Source organism: Priestia megaterium, from assembly GCF_041941685.1.
In the GTDB taxonomy this organism is placed as follows: Bacteria; Bacillota; Bacilli; order Bacillales; family Bacillaceae_H; genus Priestia; species Priestia megaterium_C.
Map to the genome: position 1 here is coordinate 777,196 of NZ_CP130958.1, position 17,292 is coordinate 794,487.

Genomic DNA, 17,292 nt, shown 5'->3' on the forward strand with positions numbered 1-17,292 from the left:
AAACTAAGTAGCGACGAATGTTTGTTGAAAGTCATCAATAATCTCGGAAAATATATTTGTTATAGTAGTTCTGTGTTTGCTGCGCAGGGTCTGAGATAATTCAATTTGAAATGTATTAAAATTATGACTGTAACCTAGATAGCCGCTATTGTCACCTTGTCTGTGAAAGGCAATTGATTCGTCTCCAACAAATTTATTATCAAATATTACATGGATTTTTGGGAACGAATCTTCAAATTTTTTAGTCAGCGCCTGTTGAAACCAATCTTTAACTTCCTTTGAGCAAGATTGTCCATATAAAGTCCCCACTTCAATTGCATAAGGTCCGTAATGTGTATTCTTCATTCCATGAAAAGATAAATGCAAATAGGGCGTTAGAAGGCGATTATTACTATCTACTATTTTCAAATATTTAACAATTTCTTGGATTGTTCTTCTATATTCATATATCCCCTCATGGTTTGTTTCATTTAGATTTCTATTTAAATCTGCTATAGTTCTGGAAACCGTACTAACGATTCCTGCACATCCTGTTTTCTTGACTAAATTTTCTACAACTTTATCCGTAAATAAATCAGCAGCAGGTGGCTCTGCATGAAGTGCATCCACATGACAGCTTATAAAACCAGTTCCTTTGTTGTATTTTAAGTAGTTTCCATGAATGAATTTTAATGTCATTGACTATTTCTCCTTTTATATCGTTTGAAATCTATCCTTTCTATAATAAATGCAGTAAAAATAAAATCGGTGAATTATTACACGTGTTAAATACATACATAAAAAGTTTTTAGAGATGGTGGAAATAAATAGATAAATGTACAGGATTATTTTGTATAGTTACATACTATATGAGTAGCTGATTATTGTTATAGGGCATTAAAGTAGCAAAATACGATAGAAAGTTCTAATTAGGAGGCTTTAAAATGGATCCAATGAGAGAAGAGTTAGGGATATTATCTGATAAAGAAATGACGTTGCAAACTCTTAATCTGAATAATATACCGTCTGTTGAATTAGTTGACCCCAAAACCTGTTCGTATCCAGTGATAGGGAGGAAATATGGTCACCATAGCGGAAGAGATATTGTTATCGTAAATACAAAGGACCAAGCAATATATGAAGGATATGATTATTTTACGAAAATATATGCAATAGACAAAGAATATTGTCTAGAAGTAGAAGGACTGAGCGTAAAAACAGTACAAGTAGTGACCAGTGAACATGTTGTATTTAATGAAATACCCATCCGAACGCAAGCCTTCGGCTGGAAATTAGAACAGGTAAACGGCATGGATGTACCGGAAATGCTGATGAACATAGCCATTCGAGCACTTTACGTAACGGGAGCTAAAAGCGGCTTTGTCAAAATGGGAGTATTAGAAAATGGAGAGTGTATCGTCACAGATATTAACTCATCAGAAAGTGAATGGATAGAAAATCCATTAAAGCCTAGTGTTCCTTTTAGCATGGGTGCTGACGTTGAGTTTATGTTAAGTTGTGATGGAGAGCTTCTACCAGCTTCTACTTTTTTTTCTGTTGAAGGTCCGGTAGGCTGTGATGAAAGACAAATAGAGCAAGATAGCGGTGAGTATGCATTAGTAGAAGTTAGGCCTGAAAAAGCGAATTCATCAACAGAACTATTTGAGAATATCCAAAAGTTAATAGAAAAAGCATCTGCACAGGTACCATATGAAAATATTCATTTTCGGGCAGGCAGCATGCCGTTTTCAGGGTATCAATGTGGAGGACATATTCATTTTGGTATTCCGCTTTCTTTATCCTTATTAAGAGCTCTTGACCACTACCTTGCTATTCCAGTAGCGCTGATAGAAGAATCTAAGACCGCTAAACTCAGACGGAAAACGAACCATGGAGGTCTTGGACGCTATCGTGAGAAATCGTATGGATTTGAGTATTTAACTTTAAGCTCTTGGATTATCGACCCTAGAATTACCCTCTCCACTTTAGCTCTTGCTCAGCTAGTTGCTACCCATCATCATGAATTAAAAAGCGAATTTTTATTTCATCCACTTACGCAGCGTGCCTACTATCAAGGGAATAAAATCTTTCTTAAACGAATGTGGAAAGATATCAAGGCCAATCTTATGAAAACATCCAGCTATCCACACTATCAAAATGAACTATCTTTTCTATTTGAAATGATAGAAAAAGAAATTCCTTGTGATGAATCAAATGATATTCGCCGGAATTGGAATGTAAAGATTTCTAAAGAAATCTATGACCGCGGACATATTATCCAAATCCCCAAAAAGCTCCGTTTAAAATACGGCCTCAAAGAGGGGCAGTCTACGGTTGTTAGTGCAGGAAAGGCAATATCAACTGCAACTGTTCATTCTTATCCTTTTTCATTTCGCCATCCAAATATGGTTCAACTCTCTAAATCTCTCCGTGATAAACTATCTCTCCCGAAAGATTGGTGCCCCAAGCTATCAGCTTCAGAAGGCATCATAACTTTAGGTCCTATCATTGGCATTCTTGCTAACCGTCCTTTTGAAAGACAAACAACCTATTTCCATCATCTATGTCGCTTAGCAAATGAAAAGCGAATGCTTGTATATGTGTTTGAACCGGAAGATATTGATTGGGAGAAAAAATTAGTTAAAGGAACAACCATTAACGGTGAAGGGCTTTTTCCTTTTCCTGCTGTTATTTATGACCGTTATTTCATAGATGGTAGAAAAAATATTTTAATAGAAGAAGTAAGGGCAAAACTTCAGGCGATTTATAAAATTCCTTTTGTTAATTCTTCAAATTTGTTTCAGCTCACGGGAGATAAGTGGGCAACATATGAACTTCTTATGAAAGAATATGAAGAATTTCTTCCAGAGTCACGTCTCGTACAAAATTCTGCTGACATTGCAGAAATGCTTGATAGCTACGGAGAAGTCTATTTAAAACCGCTTGGCGGGGCCTTAAGTAAAGGAGTCATGCGTATCGTTCGCCGACCAACAGGCATCTTTTGGTTTGATCTTAATAAAAAAGAGCTGCATCAATTCAGTAATATGGAAGAATTATTTACTTTGCTCTCTCCTTTGATGAAAAACAATCCTTATCTTGTTCAAGAAGGAATTCGCAGAAAACAGCATAAAGATAAAAATTTAGAAATACGGGTTTATATGCAAAAAAATGAAAAGCAAATTTGGCTTCGAACGGGTATGGTTGCGCGTCTCACCGGTGAAGATGTGCTAACGGAAGATTCTGAAACGAATATGCGCCTCAGTAAAATATTAAACAGTTTATATCCTGATCCAACAGACAGAAGGCTCATTATAAACCAATTAGCTAAAATATCTAAAAATATTGTTGCAACAGTAGAGGAGAAAGTGGGTCCTTTTGGGGAGCTGGCGGTAGATTTATGTATAGATCAGTACGGTTCCATAAAGTTACTTGAAATAAATGCAAAACCAGATAGTCTATTCTCACAAATTAGAGCCTACAAGCTGCGTACTTTGGCGGGGATTCGTCTGCTCAATTATGCGTCTTCACTGGCTGGTTACGAAGAAGAAAAGGAGGATTTAACATGAAGCACTTCACATTAAATGAAATCCTTAAACAAACGGGGGAGACCTTTGTTATGGATCAGGAAATCCTGTTATTAAACATGCTATAAACTACGCTAAAAAGGATATAGAGGATCATACACTCATCTTTCATTTAGATAGAGAACTGATTAGAGGGAATTATTGGAAAGAAAATCATTCAATTGTCGTTATAACAGATCACCCTGAGCTGTGCACGAACTTAGAGGGAAATATTATTCTTGTTAAAACAGATCAATTAGAAGAGGCTTATTGGAAATTTATCGAATACTACCGAGGGCTTTTTGATCTTCCTGTTATTGGTGTTACAGGAACTTGTGGAAAAACGACCACGAAAGAGATGATCCGACAAATATTAATTGAAGATTATAAAGTGAAAGCTACGTGGATGAGTATGAATTCTATGTCTGTAAATCTACGTTATTTAACAGGTATTGATGATACAACAGAAGTAGCTGTTTTTGAAATGCCGGTCGCTTATCCGGGATATTTAAAAGTTGCGTGTCGCTACTTTCAGCCACAAATACGAATTCTATTAAATATAGGCGTGCACCATCTCGCTGATTGTGAAACACCTGAAGAATATATGAAAGCAAAAGCCGAAATTGTAGAAGGCTTAGATCCAAATAGCGGCATTTTGATTTTAAACGCAGATGATGAAAATATTAAGAGAGTGCTTGATGTTAGTCATCTTCAAGGTGTTGTATATATAGGTAAAGGTGATGATTCCCAATTTCAAGCAAAAGATATTAAATATGCTAATGGAGGAATGGCTTTTACTTTAAAGTACCAAAACAAAGAGTACGATGCTTTTATCCCTGGATATGGTGAACATAATGTGTATAATGCACTGGCTGCCATTGCTGCTGTATTTTATGTTGGCGTTGATATTCCCGTTGCCATACAAAGACTTAGCTTATTTGAACAAGTAGAAGAACATTTGGAATTTAAAAGAGGAATGAATGAATGTACGGTAATTAACGACACATGGAACTCTTCACCTTTATCGATGGCTACAGCTCTCGGAGTTCTTAGTGATATGTCAAAAGAGAAACAGTCTATCGCTTTATTAGGTTACATGCCTCAGCTAGGAGAAGGACCTTATGCAATTAAACAATATGAAGATATGGGAAAAAAAGCAGCGGAATCAAAGATTGATATTTTAGTGGTAGTAGGAGAAGAAGCAAAAGCTATTGGGACAGGAGCTTTAAAATGTGGAATGGATTCTAACAAAGTGTATTTTTGTAACACTGGTGATGAAGTATACAATGTGCTAGCTCCATATTTAAATGAAAATACAATAATTTTATTAAAAGTAACGCATCGCGTTATGAAAAAACCTACTTTTAAAGAATTAAGAAATAAACTTATTCCAGACAACGAAGAGTAAAAGGAGGATAGACATGAAGAAGACTAAACAGCTAAGAGAGTTGATAGAAAGTAAACAGCTAGAGTTTATTATGGAGGCTCACAGTGCGCTATCTGCAAAGATTGTAGAAGAAGCAGGGTTCAAAGGGATATGGGCCAGTGGCCTGTCTTTATCCGCGGCACTGGGTGTAAGAGATAATAACGAGGCTTCATGGACACAGGTATTAGACATCTTAGAGTTTATGAGTGACGCAACGTCCGTTCCAATTCTTCTTGATGGTGATACAGGCTATGGGAACTTTAATAATGCAAGAAGATTAGTTAAGAAATTGGAGCAGCGAGACATTCCAGGCGTATGTATTGAAGATAAATTGTTTCCAAAAACAAACTCATTTATTAAAGGTGAAGCACAGCCGCTTGCAGATATTAATGAATTTTGCGGCAAAATTAAAGCAATGAAAGATAGCCAAAATGACGAAGATTTTGTAGTGGTATCGCGTATAGAAGCTTTTATTGCAGGGTGGGGACTGAAGGAAGCTTTAAAACGTGCAGAAGCTTATCGTCAAGCGGGAACTGACGCCGTTTTGATTCATAGTAAAAGGTCAGATATGACAGAGATTGAAGCTTTTATGAAAGAGTGGGGAAACAGGCTTCCAGTTATTATTGTTCCAACCAAATATTATTCGGTTCCAACTGATAAATTTAGTGATTTAGGAATTAGCTTAAGCATTTGGGCCAACCATAACTTAAGATCTTCTATTACAGCTATGCAGAAAACGTCCGCTCAGATTTATTACGATAAAAGTTTGATTAACGTAGAAAACAATGTCTCTCCGCTTGAGGAAGTTTTCCGTCTTCAAAAAGCTGAAGAGCTCGATATGGCAGAAAAGCTTTATTTAAGCTCTGCCAATCATAGCACGAACGCTATGATTCTGGTAAAAGAATCAGCAAATGACACTTTAATAACTGAGCAGATAAATCAGTTAAAAAAAGTCGGCGTGACAAATAGTATAAAAGTAGATTCCAACAAAGCTATGGAAGACAAGACGTTTCCTAATAAAGGAGAATTATATCATCTTTATGCTGCGAGGGATAAGCTAGGACCGGCTACTTTAATAAGTGATAGTAACATCGTGTATAAAACACATATTTTTGAGGAGTTAATTCATGAAAGTGGCGATATCACTATCGTAGCAGGAGCTGATTACGAGTTAAAAGGGAAGCAAGCATCTTATGTAACCACTAAACTTCCCTATTCCAAACAGCTGTATTCCAAAACAGTAGACTTGATTCAAATGTCGTGCAATCCAAACTCTAAAAACATTCATGGTGAATTCATTGGTCTTTGGAAAGTTTCAGGAAAAGGCACTGAGGTTGTAAAAAGAGCTTTAGAAGAACTGGCACAAAGAAAAGATTTTGCTCAGCTCACGTTCTCTGATTTCTTTAATTATATTAATCTAATTCATCCGGTTGCTGTTAAATATACGATGGGGTCATGGATAGATACCGAAACATATACAAAGATTCAAAAAGATGGTGTGAAAAATGATTAGTATGTCCGTATTTGGAACTCAATTAAAAAAACTAGGTTTTCAATTTTATAGCGGAGTTCCTTGTTCCTATCTTAAACATCTTATTAACTACGCTATCAACGAATGTGAATATGTTGCAGCAGCAAACGAAGGAGAAGCGGTAGCGATTGCTGCTGGGGCATCAATTGCTGGCAACAAAGCGGTTGTTTTAATGCAGAACTCCGGATTAGCAAATGCTGTTTCCCCTTTAACCTCTCTTATTCATCCGTTTAAAATTCCTGTCCTTGGATTTGTCAGTTTTCGTGGAGAACCTGGATGTCTAGATGAACCGCAGCATGAATTAATGGGAGAAATTACTTCTGCCCTGCTAAATACGATGAAAATAAAATGGGAATATTTATCTTTTGATTTTGCCGAAGTTAAAAAACAATTACAGCGGGCTAATCAAGCTGTTGAAAATAATGAAAGCTACTTCTTTATTGTAAAAAAAGGAACGTTTGAGCCAGTCAAGCTTTTAGAAAAATCAATAAAAAACGTTACTCCTAAAATGAAAAGTGAACAGATAACAACCGACGAATTACCTTCAAGGTATGAGGCATTACAAGTAGTTAATTCATTAAAAGACAACAATACTATTCAATTGGCCGCTACAGGAAAAACAGGAAGAGAGCTTTACGAAATAGAAGACGCAAGAAATAATTTTTATATGGTTGGATCTATGGGATGCGTTAGTTCCATTGGTTTAGGCTTAGCTTTGAGCAGAAATGAAAAGAACATCATTACAATTGATGGAGACGGAGCGTTGCTTATGCGCATGGGAAATCTAGCAACCAACGGATACTACTGTCCAGCAAATTTATTACACATTCTTTTAGACAATCAAACTCATGATTCTACAGGGGGGCAACATACGGTCTCTCATAACATTAATTTTGTAGATATTGCTTCTTCCTGTGGGTATCAAAATTCCATTCATGTTCATAACTTAAATGAGTTAGAGACGTATATCAAACAGTGGAAAAGTGATAAAAAATTAACGTTTTTATATCTTAAAATAGCGAAAGGATCTAAAAAGAACCTGGGGCGTCCTGAAATGAAGCCTTATGAAGTCAGAGAAAGACTGCAGGTGTTTTTAGATGATTAAAACAGCTGTTATTCTAGCTGCAGGGATGGGGAGCAGGATTCGTAAAAGAGCTGGAAACCGCCCTAAAGGTTTTTTGATGATTGATGAAAAATCAATTATTGAACATTCCATTTCGAAGTTAATAGAAGCAGGAGTTAAGAAAATTTTTATTGGAACAGGTTATATGAAAGAAGAATATGAAAAGCTAATGGTTAGATATCCTCAAATAAAATGTGTTTATAATTCTAGATACGAAACAACGGGAAGTCTGTTTACGCTGTATCAATTAAAAAATTATATTAAAGAAGATTTTTTACTATTGGAATCAGATGTAATTTATGAAAAGAATGCGTTGGAAACATTAGTAAACCATTCGAGATCAAATGTCATACTAGCGAGTAAATTGAACGGTGCTGGCGATGAAGTTTATATTGAAGCTGATGAAAATAATAACCTTAAGAATATGTCAAAACAAAAAGAAGAGTTGAATAGTATCTATGCAGAACTAGTTGGTTTAACCAAACTCTCTTATGCTACATTTCAGAGACTTTGTGATGAAGCAAATATGCTGTTTCAGTTTAATCAAACGATCGATTATGAATATGGCCTCGTTAAAATTTCCGAAAAAGCAAATGTGTATGTTCATAAACTGAATAATTTGGCATGGTGTGAAGTGGATGATGAAGATCACTGGGCAAGAGCAACTACTATTGTTTATCCGATTATTAAAGCTCGAGAAGGTATTTCACATACAGTTAAGAGAAATATACTCCTAAACCCCGGACCGGCAACTACAACAGATACCGTCAAATACGCTCAAATAGTCGAGGACATTTGCCCGAGAGAAAAAGAATTTGGAGAGACAATGGAATTTATCTCTGCTGAACTAACAAAATTTGTTGGGAATCCAGAGAAGTATACTACGGTATTATTCGGCGGATCTGGAACGGCGGCAGTGGAATCGATTTTAAGTTCAGTAATTGATAACGGTACGGTTGTTATTATCAATAATGGTCCATACGGTGAAAGAATGTGTAAAATCGCTGAAATTTATGGACTGAATTATTTAGAATATAAAAGCTCCGCCGAGCAGGCTATTGATATGAACGACTTAGAAATTTTTATAAAAAAGATTTCAACGAACGTTTCTTATCTGGCGCTTGTTCACTGTGAAACTTCCACGGGGCTTCTTAATGATATTGAACAAATTGGGGAATTTTGTGCAGTGAAAAATATCGAAATGATTGTGGATGCAATGAGTTCGTATGCAGCTGTTCCAATTGACATGCAAAAAATGAATATAAGCTATCTGGCCGCAAGTGCAAATAAGAACCTTCAAGGAATGGCAGGCGTGTCGTTTGTTATAGCAAATAAAGACCGGTTAGAAAAAACGGAGCAAATAAAGCCTCGTAACCTTTATCTTCATTTATATGATCAGTATCGATATTTCCAAATGAATAAACAAATGCGTTTTACTCCTCCTGTTCAGACTATGTACGCCTTAAAGCAGGCAATTATAGAAACTCAGTGGGAAGGAATTGAGAAACGATATGAACGCTACTCAAAATCATGGACTACTTTAACGGATGGAATTACTCGGCTTGGGTTAACCTATTTGGTTCCTGAAACACATCATTCTAAAATTATTACCTCTATCATCGAGCCTTCCGATAAAAAGTATAATTTTGATATTATGCATGATTTTTTTTATAAACAAGGATTCACCATTTATCCTGGTAAAATTGATAAATTAGAAACGTTTCGAATAGCAAATATTGGTGATATCACATATAGAGATATAGAAAGATTTCTTCACCTTCTTGAACAATATCTTAAAGCTTTAAAAGGAGAGTGAGAAAAAGTTGAATCAAAAATTAGCTGTAGCAGTTATGGTGGTAAATCAAGATCATCACGTGCTTCTAGTCAAGAACCATAGACGGGGATGGGAATTTCCAGGCGGTTTTGTTGAAGAAGGTGAATCAATAAAAGATGCGGGGATACGAGAAGTTAAAGAAGAATCTGGAATTGTTATTGAAGTGACCAACTTTCTAGGAGTAGAACAAGATGTTAAACGATCTACTACTGTTATTTTATTAAAGGGAAAAGCGATTAGCGGAAAAATTTCTGTCTCCAATGAAACGCAGGATGTGGGATATTTTACGTTAGAAGAAGCAAAAAATATAATTAAATTAGATAACTTTAAGGATCGAATGGCTAGATGTCTAAAAGAGACTGAAATACCATTTTTCTATGTTTTAAAAGACACGGGCTCCTTTTACGTATAGGCGGAAGGTTTCTGTGTTGTGCTAGAAATGAAGCCTGAACGCGATTAAATAAAAATGCTCATCGTCATGCGTGACGATGAGCGTTTTTTTATCAGTAAAAGTATGGTTGTTTATTCAGCCGTGGCAATTTCTTCTTCTACATCATGGTCTTCTAAATTAGCACTTAAAAATTCACTTGTTTCCGATAAATTGAGATTTAATTTCGTTTTTTTGCAGATTTGAATTGTAACATTCTGAACAGAGACATCTAAAACATGTCCCCCTTCTTTTTTATATTCATCAATAAAGTGCAGGTGGTAGCCGGGAACACCGATGCCTGAAGAATATTCTGGCGTGTAAAAACCTGCTAGTGTTCCATTTACATCTGAAGATGTAAATGTAGGCTGATCAGCAGCCGCATCTACCATAGAAGGATAGGGCTTTTCTTGCTTTGCAACCGTGCGAGTTTTTACTTCTTTAAACTTCCCGTCAATGCGAACTGCATAGAATAAATTCGGGCTAGGAATAAGCTCGTTCATTAAGGTTTCTAGTTGTTCACGATTCATTTCCTTTTCTACACGATAAGAGATATCTTCATAAAAGGTTGTCATAATGGCAAAAGGTGTTTTTGCATCTTCGCTAATAGGCGCGGCTTTCCCATCAGCAATATGATAAAATTCTCCGTCAAAGGCAATCATTTCACCATCCAATTGATTAAACGTACCGATGCCGAAATCCCCTTTCTGAGCTAAATCCTTGTATGTGACAACACCGTCAAATACTCCGTCTAATAAAGCGATCATAGTGGAAGTTTGGTGAATTGTTAATTTTTCTTTATTGCTCATTCTTTACTCAGTCCTTTCAGTTAATTTGATCTGGCAGTAGCTGTGTATTTAATTTTTCATTATCTTTATAATCTACAGGAACATCGATGATAACGGGGCCTTGTTCACGAAAAGCGCTTGCTAGAGTGTCCGAAAATTCTTCTGGTGAGTTAACTCTAAATCCTTTGGCACCAAAACTTTCAGCAAGCGTAACAAAGTCTACACTGCCAAACTCTACTGCAGATTTTCGCCCATATTTAATCTGCTGTTGAAAGCCAACCATATCGTAGGTTTGATCGTTCCAGATAATGTGAACAATTGGTAAGTTTAACCGAACGGCTGTCTCGAGCTCCATAGCTGAAAATAAAAACCCGCCGTCTCCAGACATGGACAGAACTTTTTTATGGGGGTGAACGAGTGCAGCTGAAATAGCCCAAGGCAAAGCAACACCTAGTGTCTGCATGCCGTTGCTGAATAGTAAATGCTGAGGTTCATAGGAACGAAAATAACGAGCCATCCATATGTAATGCGAACCAACGTCACATGTGATGGTAGTATCATCTTCAACAAAGTTCTGCAGAGCTTCAATTAATTGTAGGGGATGAAGGTGAGTGTCATTAGAAAACTCGTACTGATCGTCAGGTTGTTCAAGTTTGCTTTTTAGCGTTTTTAAAAAAGAAGCACTTTCTTTTGAACGTATTAAATGTGGGAGTTTGTCTGCTAATATGTTAATGGTACTTGGAATATCCCCTACTAACTCAATTTCCGGCTGATAATGGTGGTCAGCTTGTGCTTGTAAATCATCTAAATGAATAATGCTTCTTTGACTTTCTGAGTTCCAAAGAGAAGGAGGGTATTCAACTGGGTCATATCCGATTGTTAGGACGACGTCAGCATGCTTCAATAACACGTCTCCAGGCTGATTGCGAAAGAGACCTACTCGCCCAAAAAAGTGAGTTTCAAGCTCTCGTGAAACAGCTCCCGCACCTTGGAACGTTTCCACCACAGGAAGGTCATGTTCTGCTATAAGCTGACGGATTGATTCCACTGCTTTAGATTTACTTGCTCTCATACCTAAAAGTAAAACAGGTAGTTTTGCTGTGCGAATAGTGTGTATAGCTTGGGCAACAGCGTCTAAATTGGCAGCGCCAATCGTAGGAGTTTTTAAAACGGATAGAGTGGAAGCAGATGTTTCGCTATCCATTACATCCTGCGGCAAGCTGACAAAAGATGCTCCTGAAGGAGAAGAAACAGCTTCGCGAAAAGCGTCTGTTATCACTTCTGGAATGTTTGCAACGTCTTCTACCTCAACGCTGAATTTGGCGATAGATTTAAATAGTCCTTCATTATCCATTGATTGATGCGTCTTTTTTAATCGATCTGCTCTTGGAACGGCTCCTGCTAGGGCTACCACTGGATCACCTTCAGAAGTAGCAGTGACAAGGCCAGTGGCTAAGTTAGCGGCACCTGGACCTGATGTGACAAGGCAAACGCCCGGCGTACCTGTCAGTCTTCCCATAGCAGCTGCCATAAACGCAGCATTTTGTTCATGGCGGCAAACAATTACTTCTGGTCCTTTTTCTTTCAAAACATCAAATACGCCATCAATTTTGGCTCCTGGAATGCCAAAAATATAAGGCACATTCTGACTTGCCAAACTTTCTACTAGTAAGTCGGCGCCTTTTTTTGTTTCGGTAGTATCAGCATTACTCATCATGCATTCTCTCCTTTATGTTTCTTAGATAGGTTTTAAGGCCTACTGATTGAATACCCAATTTGTATGACAACTAACCAAAAAAAGGAGAAGGTTTTAATTTTCTAAATAAAAAACTTCCCTATTAATTAGGGAAGCAGAGATGTACCTATTGCGAATAAAACATATCTGTTTTATTTGTAGGTTTATGGTACTTGAGGGATAGCAAGTGAAAGTCTTACGCGGCTCTTATTTGGTATGGTTAAAAAGCTTTTGGTAACTAACAATTTTTTGATCTAGCTTTTGACTTAATTTTAAAATCTCACCGTGAGAATAGCTGCTTGTTTTTTTAGCTAATTGGTAAATATCTGATTGTAAGGCTCGAATTTCTTTTTCTAACTGAGGTTGCTTCATTGAAATCCTCTCCAAGTCAGAATACTTCTATCTTTTATCTAATAGTATGAAATTCCTTCATATTTGTAAAATGTTTTTTGTTTTGAAAAATATGACATAAGTGAAGAGCTGCTGACAAGCTTTGTCGAACACTTTTTTTTACCTGTTTTCAATAAGTATGATATACTGAGGCTAGGAAAAATGACAATCTGGAGCGCACGTTCAGTTATTCTTAACAAGCGAATGAATTCTTAGCTTTGACAAGTTTAGCTTGTAAGGTGAAGAAATTCATCACATAATCTTATTAGATCTGAACCTTGTTAGCCCGGATGAGGATTTGTCGAAAGCGATTCACTAGAAAAAACCTTCGAGACCGCCAACTCGGAGGTTTTTTTATTTTTGTGTATGGAAATTTAAAAAAAGACATAGACTAATAAAGAAAAAGGTCCCGCACCCATAATCAGCTGTAGTTGATTACACCTTGTCCATTTCTGCAAGGAAGCTGTCTTTTTACTATAGGGAAGTGCCGCCAAACACGATTCCCTAAAGACAATCAGCACACGAGCCTTATGGATGAAGAACCTTTTAGACGATACTTATCGGTGATTACTTATTTTACTACTGGAAAAATAGCAAAATAAGAGCGACTATGGCTCCTAAAAGCTCTACGTAAGCCGTTAGGAGCTGAACATTCTCAGCATCTAGGAAAAATGACTTGAGGATTCGTCTCAGACTATCCACCACCTTTTTCTTCCTTGCGTGAATTCCCAAGGGAAAGAAAGGGGACGACAGTGCTTCTTTATTTTAACAAAAGTAGGAAATGATAAGTAGACTTATTTGAAGTGTAAATTAAAAAAGCATGTAGAATACATGCTTTTTTAATTTGGATAAATTTCTTTTATGCGTCCGACTTGTCCATCTGTTAAACGGACTTTGATGCCATGTGGGTGAAAGCTTGAATTGGTCAGAATGTCTTTGACCGTTCCGTGTGTAAGTTTTCCAGAACGCTGATCCGCTTTTAAAACAATGTCGACTTCAATTCCAGGAGTTACGTCTTTTCTATTTTGTCCGTTCATTATACACCTGTTCTCTTTCGCTGATTATTCGTTTTTTTTGTTTGTTGACTCGTCAGCTTTTTGGTTGCTTGATTGGTGCTGCTATTTTGAGCTTTACTTGAAGATTGATTTTTCTTATTAGCAAGCTGCTGTTTGATAGCATCTTGAAGACTAATTTTCTTTTTAAGTTGTTCTGTCATATGGGTTCCTCCTGAATATATACATCATCTGAAAAAACAAAGAAAGTAAGGGAATGAAAAAGCTGACTATCTAGTCAGCTTTTTTTAATTAGAAACAGTGACTTCTTCTACAGGCTGCATAAGTACAGCTTCTTTATCAGGATACGTTTTTTCAATATGATGTTCTCCCCAAGAGCATAATGAATCAAGAATGCTTTTTAAAGACCATCCGTAATCTGTTAAAGAGTATTCTACTCGAGGCGGCATTTCATTGTACATTTTTCTAACAATGATGCCGTCTGCTTCAAGTTCGCGAAGCTGCTGCGTTAATACTTTTTGCGTAACGCGCGGCATAATTCTTTTAATTCTCCCGGGCGCTTTGTCCCTTTAATTAAGTGGCAAAGAATAACGACTTTCCACTTGCCTCCAATGACTTCTAGTGCCGCTTCCACTGGAATATTATATTTTTTCACGTTAACAACTCTCCTTGTTCTAGAGATAACGGTCAAATGCATGTTTTCGCATTTTTTCTGATGTTTATCATATCACTATAGAGCAAAATTTTCTAGGTGTAAGCATTTTTTTAGAATACCCAATAGTTCATGACTTTAGTATTTACGCTTATTGTAACCTCTAGGTGCCTATATCACTTGAAAGTGCGTACTTTTTCTTTGGTTTTACATCGCTCATAATAACAATTGTTGATGGCGAGTTAGCGAATATATGAAAGGTACCTAAGCTAATTAGCCGTAAGAGAAGGTATTATAAAGAAGTTATCATAACGAACAGGAGGCGTTAAGAAGTGAACACACTTTCACAAACACAACAAAGTAAAAAAAGCGGTGCTTTGCCGCTATTAGCGCTAGCTATTAGCGCCTTTGGAATCGGGACTACAGAGTTTGTTCCAGTAGGTTTATTATCATCGCTTGCAGATGATTTAAATATTTCCATTACGCTAGCAGGGTTATTAATTTCAGGATACGCAATGGGAGTTGCATTTGGAGCTCCGGTATTAACAGCTTTAACAAGTAAAATGAGCAGAAAATCACTGTTGATGCTATTGATGGTTATTTTTATCGTAGGAAACTCAGTAGCAGCTTTATCAACAAGCTTTGGGCTGCTGCTTATAGCACGAATTATTACTGCATTTTCACACGGAATTTTCTTTTCCATCGGTGCGACTATCGCTGCTGATTTAGTGCCGGAAGATAAGCGAGCAAGTGCCATTGCTTTAATGTTTACAGGTTTAACAGTTGCAACTGTTACAGGTGTTCCGCTTGGTACATTTATCGGACAAGCTTTCGGCTGGAGAGCAACATTTTGGGGAGTAGCGTTACTTGGGGTTATTGCCATTATTGCAAGTGCTCTTTTAGTGCCTAAAAACTTAAAAGAAGCGCCGCCGGCAAAGTTTAGTGATCAATTGAAAATTTTGAAAAACGGCCCGCTTTTACTATCGTTTGCTATTACTGCCTTAGGATATGGCGGAACGTTTGTAGCTTATACGTATTTAGCACCTATTCTTGAAAAACTAACAGGATATGCACCAAGCGCAGTTAGTATCCTGCTGCTGGTATACGGTGTAGCGGTAGCCATCGGAAATACAATCGGAGGAAAAGCTGCGAATAAAAACCCGTTAAAAGCATTATTTTGGATGTTTCTAATTCAAGCAGTTATCTTAGTTATTTTATCGTTTACTGCATCGTTTAAAGTAGCGGGAACGATTACGATTTTTGCCATGGGCTTATTGGCATTTATGAACGTACCTGGACTGCAAGTGCTGGTCGTGAACTTAGCTGAAAAGTATGTTCCTTCAGCAGTGAACGTAGCCTCTGCGCTTAATATTGCTGCATTTAACGTTGGAATTGCTATTGGTTCTTTTGTAGGCGGCCTGATTGTTGATTCGATTGGTCTTGTTCATACTCCTTGGATTGGAGGAGTTATGGTTTTAGGAGCGGTCTTATTAACAGCATGGAGCCGCTCGATAGAAGCAAAAGCAAAATAAAACAAGAGATCATCGCTTTTTGCGATGATCTCTTAGCTATAAAAGGAGAGCAAGTAAATGACTACATTTCAACATCATAAGGCATATCGTCGTATGTACAAGGAGAATGAGTTAACGTTAGGTTTGCATATGCCGCTTGAAAATTATCAATATGCCACGCCTACGATGGAGAAACAAGTAGAGCTCACGCAGCTTGCAGAACAATATGGATTTACAAGCTTATGGTTCCGTGATGTTCTTCTTCAAGATCCATCATTTGGCGATCCAGCAACGGGTCAAATTTATGATATGCTTATTTATTTGACGTATCTGGCCAGTCAAACAAAAGAAATTGCTCTTAGTACATCTGCTATTGTGCTGCCTTTGCGCCATCCGCTTCGCGTAGCTAAAGAAATGGCAACCATTGATCAGCTTTTTCCTGAGCGTTTGATTATGGGCGTATCTTCTGGAGACCGTCAAGCAGATTTTCGAGGACTAGGTATTCCTCATGAAGAAAGAGGAAAGCGATTTGCAGAGGCTTTTCATTATTTAGAAGAAGCGTTAAATAAAGAATTTCCATCTATCCAGTCTGCTTTGGGATCTATTCAAGGAGCAAATGTTGTTCCTAAGCCAACGAAACGTATTCCAACGATGATCACGGGATACAGTCAGCAAAATATGGAGTGGTTTGCACAGTATGGAGACGGCTGGATGTATTATCCTCGTCATCCCCATTTTCAAGCAGAAGCTATTAAACAATGGAGGAAACTGGTTGACATCTATCATCCAGGCGTTTTTAAACCTTTTACACAACCTATGCATCTAGATTTGGCAGAAGATCCAAATGAAATGCCAACGCCGATTCGTTTAGGATTTCGAGCAGGGCGCAATGCATTAGTTGAGCTTCTTTCTATTTATAAAGAAATAGGAGTTAATCACCTGTTTTTTGCTCTTTTTGATAGTAAGCGTCCGGCTGAAGAAGTCATACATGAGCTTGGTGAAGAAGTGCTTCCGCATTTTCCGTCTCATATGTAGCAAAAAGAGGCTGGGACACAAGCAGTTTAGTTAAAGGAAAATCCGAACGATTCATCGTTCGGATTTTTTCATTGTGTTGGTGAACGTAGGTTTCACTTGTTTAGATCCTTCTAGCGGTTGATTGGAGGACAAGACGAAGACTCCTGGGGGCTCACCGGCCGCCCGCGGAAAGGGAAGTCTTGCACGGAAATCAACCGCGATGGAACAAGCGAGCCATATGAGCTCCTTTATCCAATTAGTTCGTCTTTAGATTCCATTGATTTCGTTATGTCTCAATCTCTTTTT

At 37.4% G+C, this 17,292-nt stretch carries 14 protein-coding genes and 1 pseudogene; 8 read left to right on the forward strand and 7 right to left on the reverse strand.

Annotation, left to right across the window (positions count from 1 at the left end; translation table 11 throughout):
- Positions 1-3: 3 nt before the first annotated feature.
- Positions 4-678: a hypothetical protein gene (locus Q5794_RS04165; RefSeq protein WP_374988714.1), complete on the reverse strand. Its 675-nt coding sequence runs from the start codon at positions 676-678 to the stop codon at positions 4-6.
- A 245-nt stretch (positions 679-923) separates the two neighbouring features.
- Between Q5794_RS04165 and Q5794_RS04170 the strand changes: the two genes are divergently transcribed.
- From Q5794_RS04170 to Q5794_RS04195, 6 genes are all read left to right on the forward strand, one after another.
- Positions 924-3,545: a YheC/YheD family protein gene (locus tag Q5794_RS04170; protein WP_374988715.1), complete on the forward strand. Its 2,622-nt coding sequence runs from the start codon at positions 924-926 to the stop codon at positions 3,543-3,545.
- A gap of 355 nt (positions 3,546-3,900) precedes the next feature.
- Positions 3,901-4,950, forward strand: a complete 1,050-nt coding sequence (locus Q5794_RS04175; protein ID WP_374988716.1) for a Mur ligase family protein — start codon at positions 3,901-3,903, stop codon at positions 4,948-4,950.
- Between the two features lie 13 nt (positions 4,951-4,963).
- Complete coding sequence (aepX, locus tag Q5794_RS04180) at positions 4,964-6,481, forward strand: phosphoenolpyruvate mutase (RefSeq protein WP_374988717.1); 1,518 nt, start codon at positions 4,964-4,966, stop codon at positions 6,479-6,481.
- The gene (gene aepY, locus Q5794_RS04185) at positions 6,474-7,604 is read left to right on the forward strand and encodes a phosphonopyruvate decarboxylase (RefSeq protein ID WP_328246642.1); all 1,131 of its coding nucleotides are present in this window, start codon (positions 6,474-6,476) and stop codon (positions 7,602-7,604) included. The genes aepX and aepY overlap by 8 nt, the downstream gene beginning before the upstream one ends.
- Entirely contained in the window at positions 7,597-9,438 is a 1,842-nt protein-coding gene (locus Q5794_RS04190; protein WP_328246641.1) for a 2-aminoethylphosphonate aminotransferase, read from the forward strand. Before aepY ends, Q5794_RS04190 begins: the two co-directional genes overlap by 8 nt.
- A gap of 7 nt (positions 9,439-9,445) precedes the next feature.
- The gene (locus Q5794_RS04195) at positions 9,446-9,868 is read left to right on the forward strand and encodes an NUDIX hydrolase (protein ID WP_374988718.1); all 423 of its coding nucleotides are present in this window, start codon (positions 9,446-9,448) and stop codon (positions 9,866-9,868) included.
- 110 nt (positions 9,869-9,978) lie between these two features.
- On the opposite strand, the gene budA is transcribed toward Q5794_RS04195, so the two are convergent.
- The 6 genes and pseudogenes from budA to Q5794_RS04225 form a co-directional block, all read right to left on the reverse strand.
- Positions 9,979-10,692: an acetolactate decarboxylase gene (gene budA / locus Q5794_RS04200; protein WP_374988719.1), complete on the reverse strand. Its 714-nt coding sequence runs from the start codon at positions 10,690-10,692 to the stop codon at positions 9,979-9,981.
- 16 nt (positions 10,693-10,708) lie between these two features.
- A complete protein-coding gene (gene alsS / locus Q5794_RS04205) occupies positions 10,709-12,388 on the reverse strand; it encodes an acetolactate synthase AlsS (RefSeq protein WP_374988720.1) in 1,680 nt (559 codons plus the stop codon).
- Positions 12,389-12,613: 225 nt separating this feature from the next.
- Positions 12,614-12,778 (reverse strand): aspartyl-phosphate phosphatase Spo0E family protein, encoded by a 165-nt coding sequence (locus Q5794_RS04210; RefSeq protein WP_014461503.1) that lies wholly within the window; start codon positions 12,776-12,778, stop codon positions 12,614-12,616.
- A gap of 857 nt (positions 12,779-13,635) precedes the next feature.
- Positions 13,636-13,833, reverse strand: a complete 198-nt coding sequence (locus Q5794_RS04215; protein WP_192996640.1) for a YwbE family protein — start codon at positions 13,831-13,833, stop codon at positions 13,636-13,638.
- Positions 13,833-14,012, reverse strand: a complete 180-nt coding sequence (locus Q5794_RS04220) for a hypothetical protein (protein WP_013055499.1) — start codon at positions 14,010-14,012, stop codon at positions 13,833-13,835. The genes Q5794_RS04215 and Q5794_RS04220 overlap by 1 nt, the downstream gene beginning before the upstream one ends.
- An 84-nt stretch (positions 14,013-14,096) precedes the next feature.
- Positions 14,097-14,506: pseudogene (locus Q5794_RS04225) on the reverse strand (winged helix-turn-helix transcriptional regulator).
- Positions 14,507-14,793: 287 nt separating this feature from the next.
- Here Q5794_RS04225 and Q5794_RS04230 point away from each other — a divergent pair.
- Together Q5794_RS04230 and Q5794_RS04235 are read left to right on the forward strand one after the other, a co-directional pair.
- Positions 14,794-15,993: an MFS transporter gene (locus Q5794_RS04230; protein WP_014461498.1), complete on the forward strand. Its 1,200-nt coding sequence runs from the start codon at positions 14,794-14,796 to the stop codon at positions 15,991-15,993.
- Between the two features lie 57 nt (positions 15,994-16,050).
- Positions 16,051-17,007 carry an LLM class oxidoreductase gene (locus tag Q5794_RS04235; RefSeq protein ID WP_214984810.1) on the forward strand — a complete coding sequence of 319 codons (957 nt, stop codon included), beginning with the start codon at positions 16,051-16,053 and terminating at the stop codon, positions 17,005-17,007.
- The last annotated feature ends 285 nt before the right edge of the window (positions 17,008-17,292 follow it).

Coding starts and splice junctions, on each gene's coding strand:
- Q5794_RS04165 (WP_374988714.1), bottom strand. CDS start 678: ATGACATTAAAATTCATTCATGGAAACTACTTAAAATACAACAAAGGA.
- Q5794_RS04170 (WP_374988715.1), top strand. CDS start 924: ATGGATCCAATGAGAGAAGAGTTAGGGATATTATCTGATAAAGAAATG.
- Q5794_RS04175 (WP_374988716.1), top strand. CDS start 3,901: ATGATCCGACAAATATTAATTGAAGATTATAAAGTGAAAGCTACGTGG.
- aepX (WP_374988717.1), top strand. CDS start 4,964: ATGAAGAAGACTAAACAGCTAAGAGAGTTGATAGAAAGTAAACAGCTA.
- aepY (WP_328246642.1), top strand. CDS start 6,474: ATGATTAGTATGTCCGTATTTGGAACTCAATTAAAAAAACTAGGTTTT.
- Q5794_RS04190 (WP_328246641.1), top strand. CDS start 7,597: ATGATTAAAACAGCTGTTATTCTAGCTGCAGGGATGGGGAGCAGGATT.
- budA (WP_374988719.1), bottom strand. CDS start 10,692: ATGAGCAATAAAGAAAAATTAACAATTCACCAAACTTCCACTATGATC.
- alsS (WP_374988720.1), bottom strand. CDS start 12,388: ATGATGAGTAATGCTGATACTACCGAAACAAAAAAAGGCGCCGACTTA.
- Q5794_RS04210 (WP_014461503.1), bottom strand. CDS start 12,778: ATGAAGCAACCTCAGTTAGAAAAAGAAATTCGAGCCTTACAATCAGAT.
- Q5794_RS04215 (WP_192996640.1), bottom strand. CDS start 13,833: ATGAACGGACAAAATAGAAAAGACGTAACTCCTGGAATTGAAGTCGAC.
- Q5794_RS04220 (WP_013055499.1), bottom strand. CDS start 14,012: ATGACAGAACAACTTAAAAAGAAAATTAGTCTTCAAGATGCTATCAAA.
- Q5794_RS04235 (WP_214984810.1), top strand. CDS start 16,051: ATGACTACATTTCAACATCATAAGGCATATCGTCGTATGTACAAGGAG.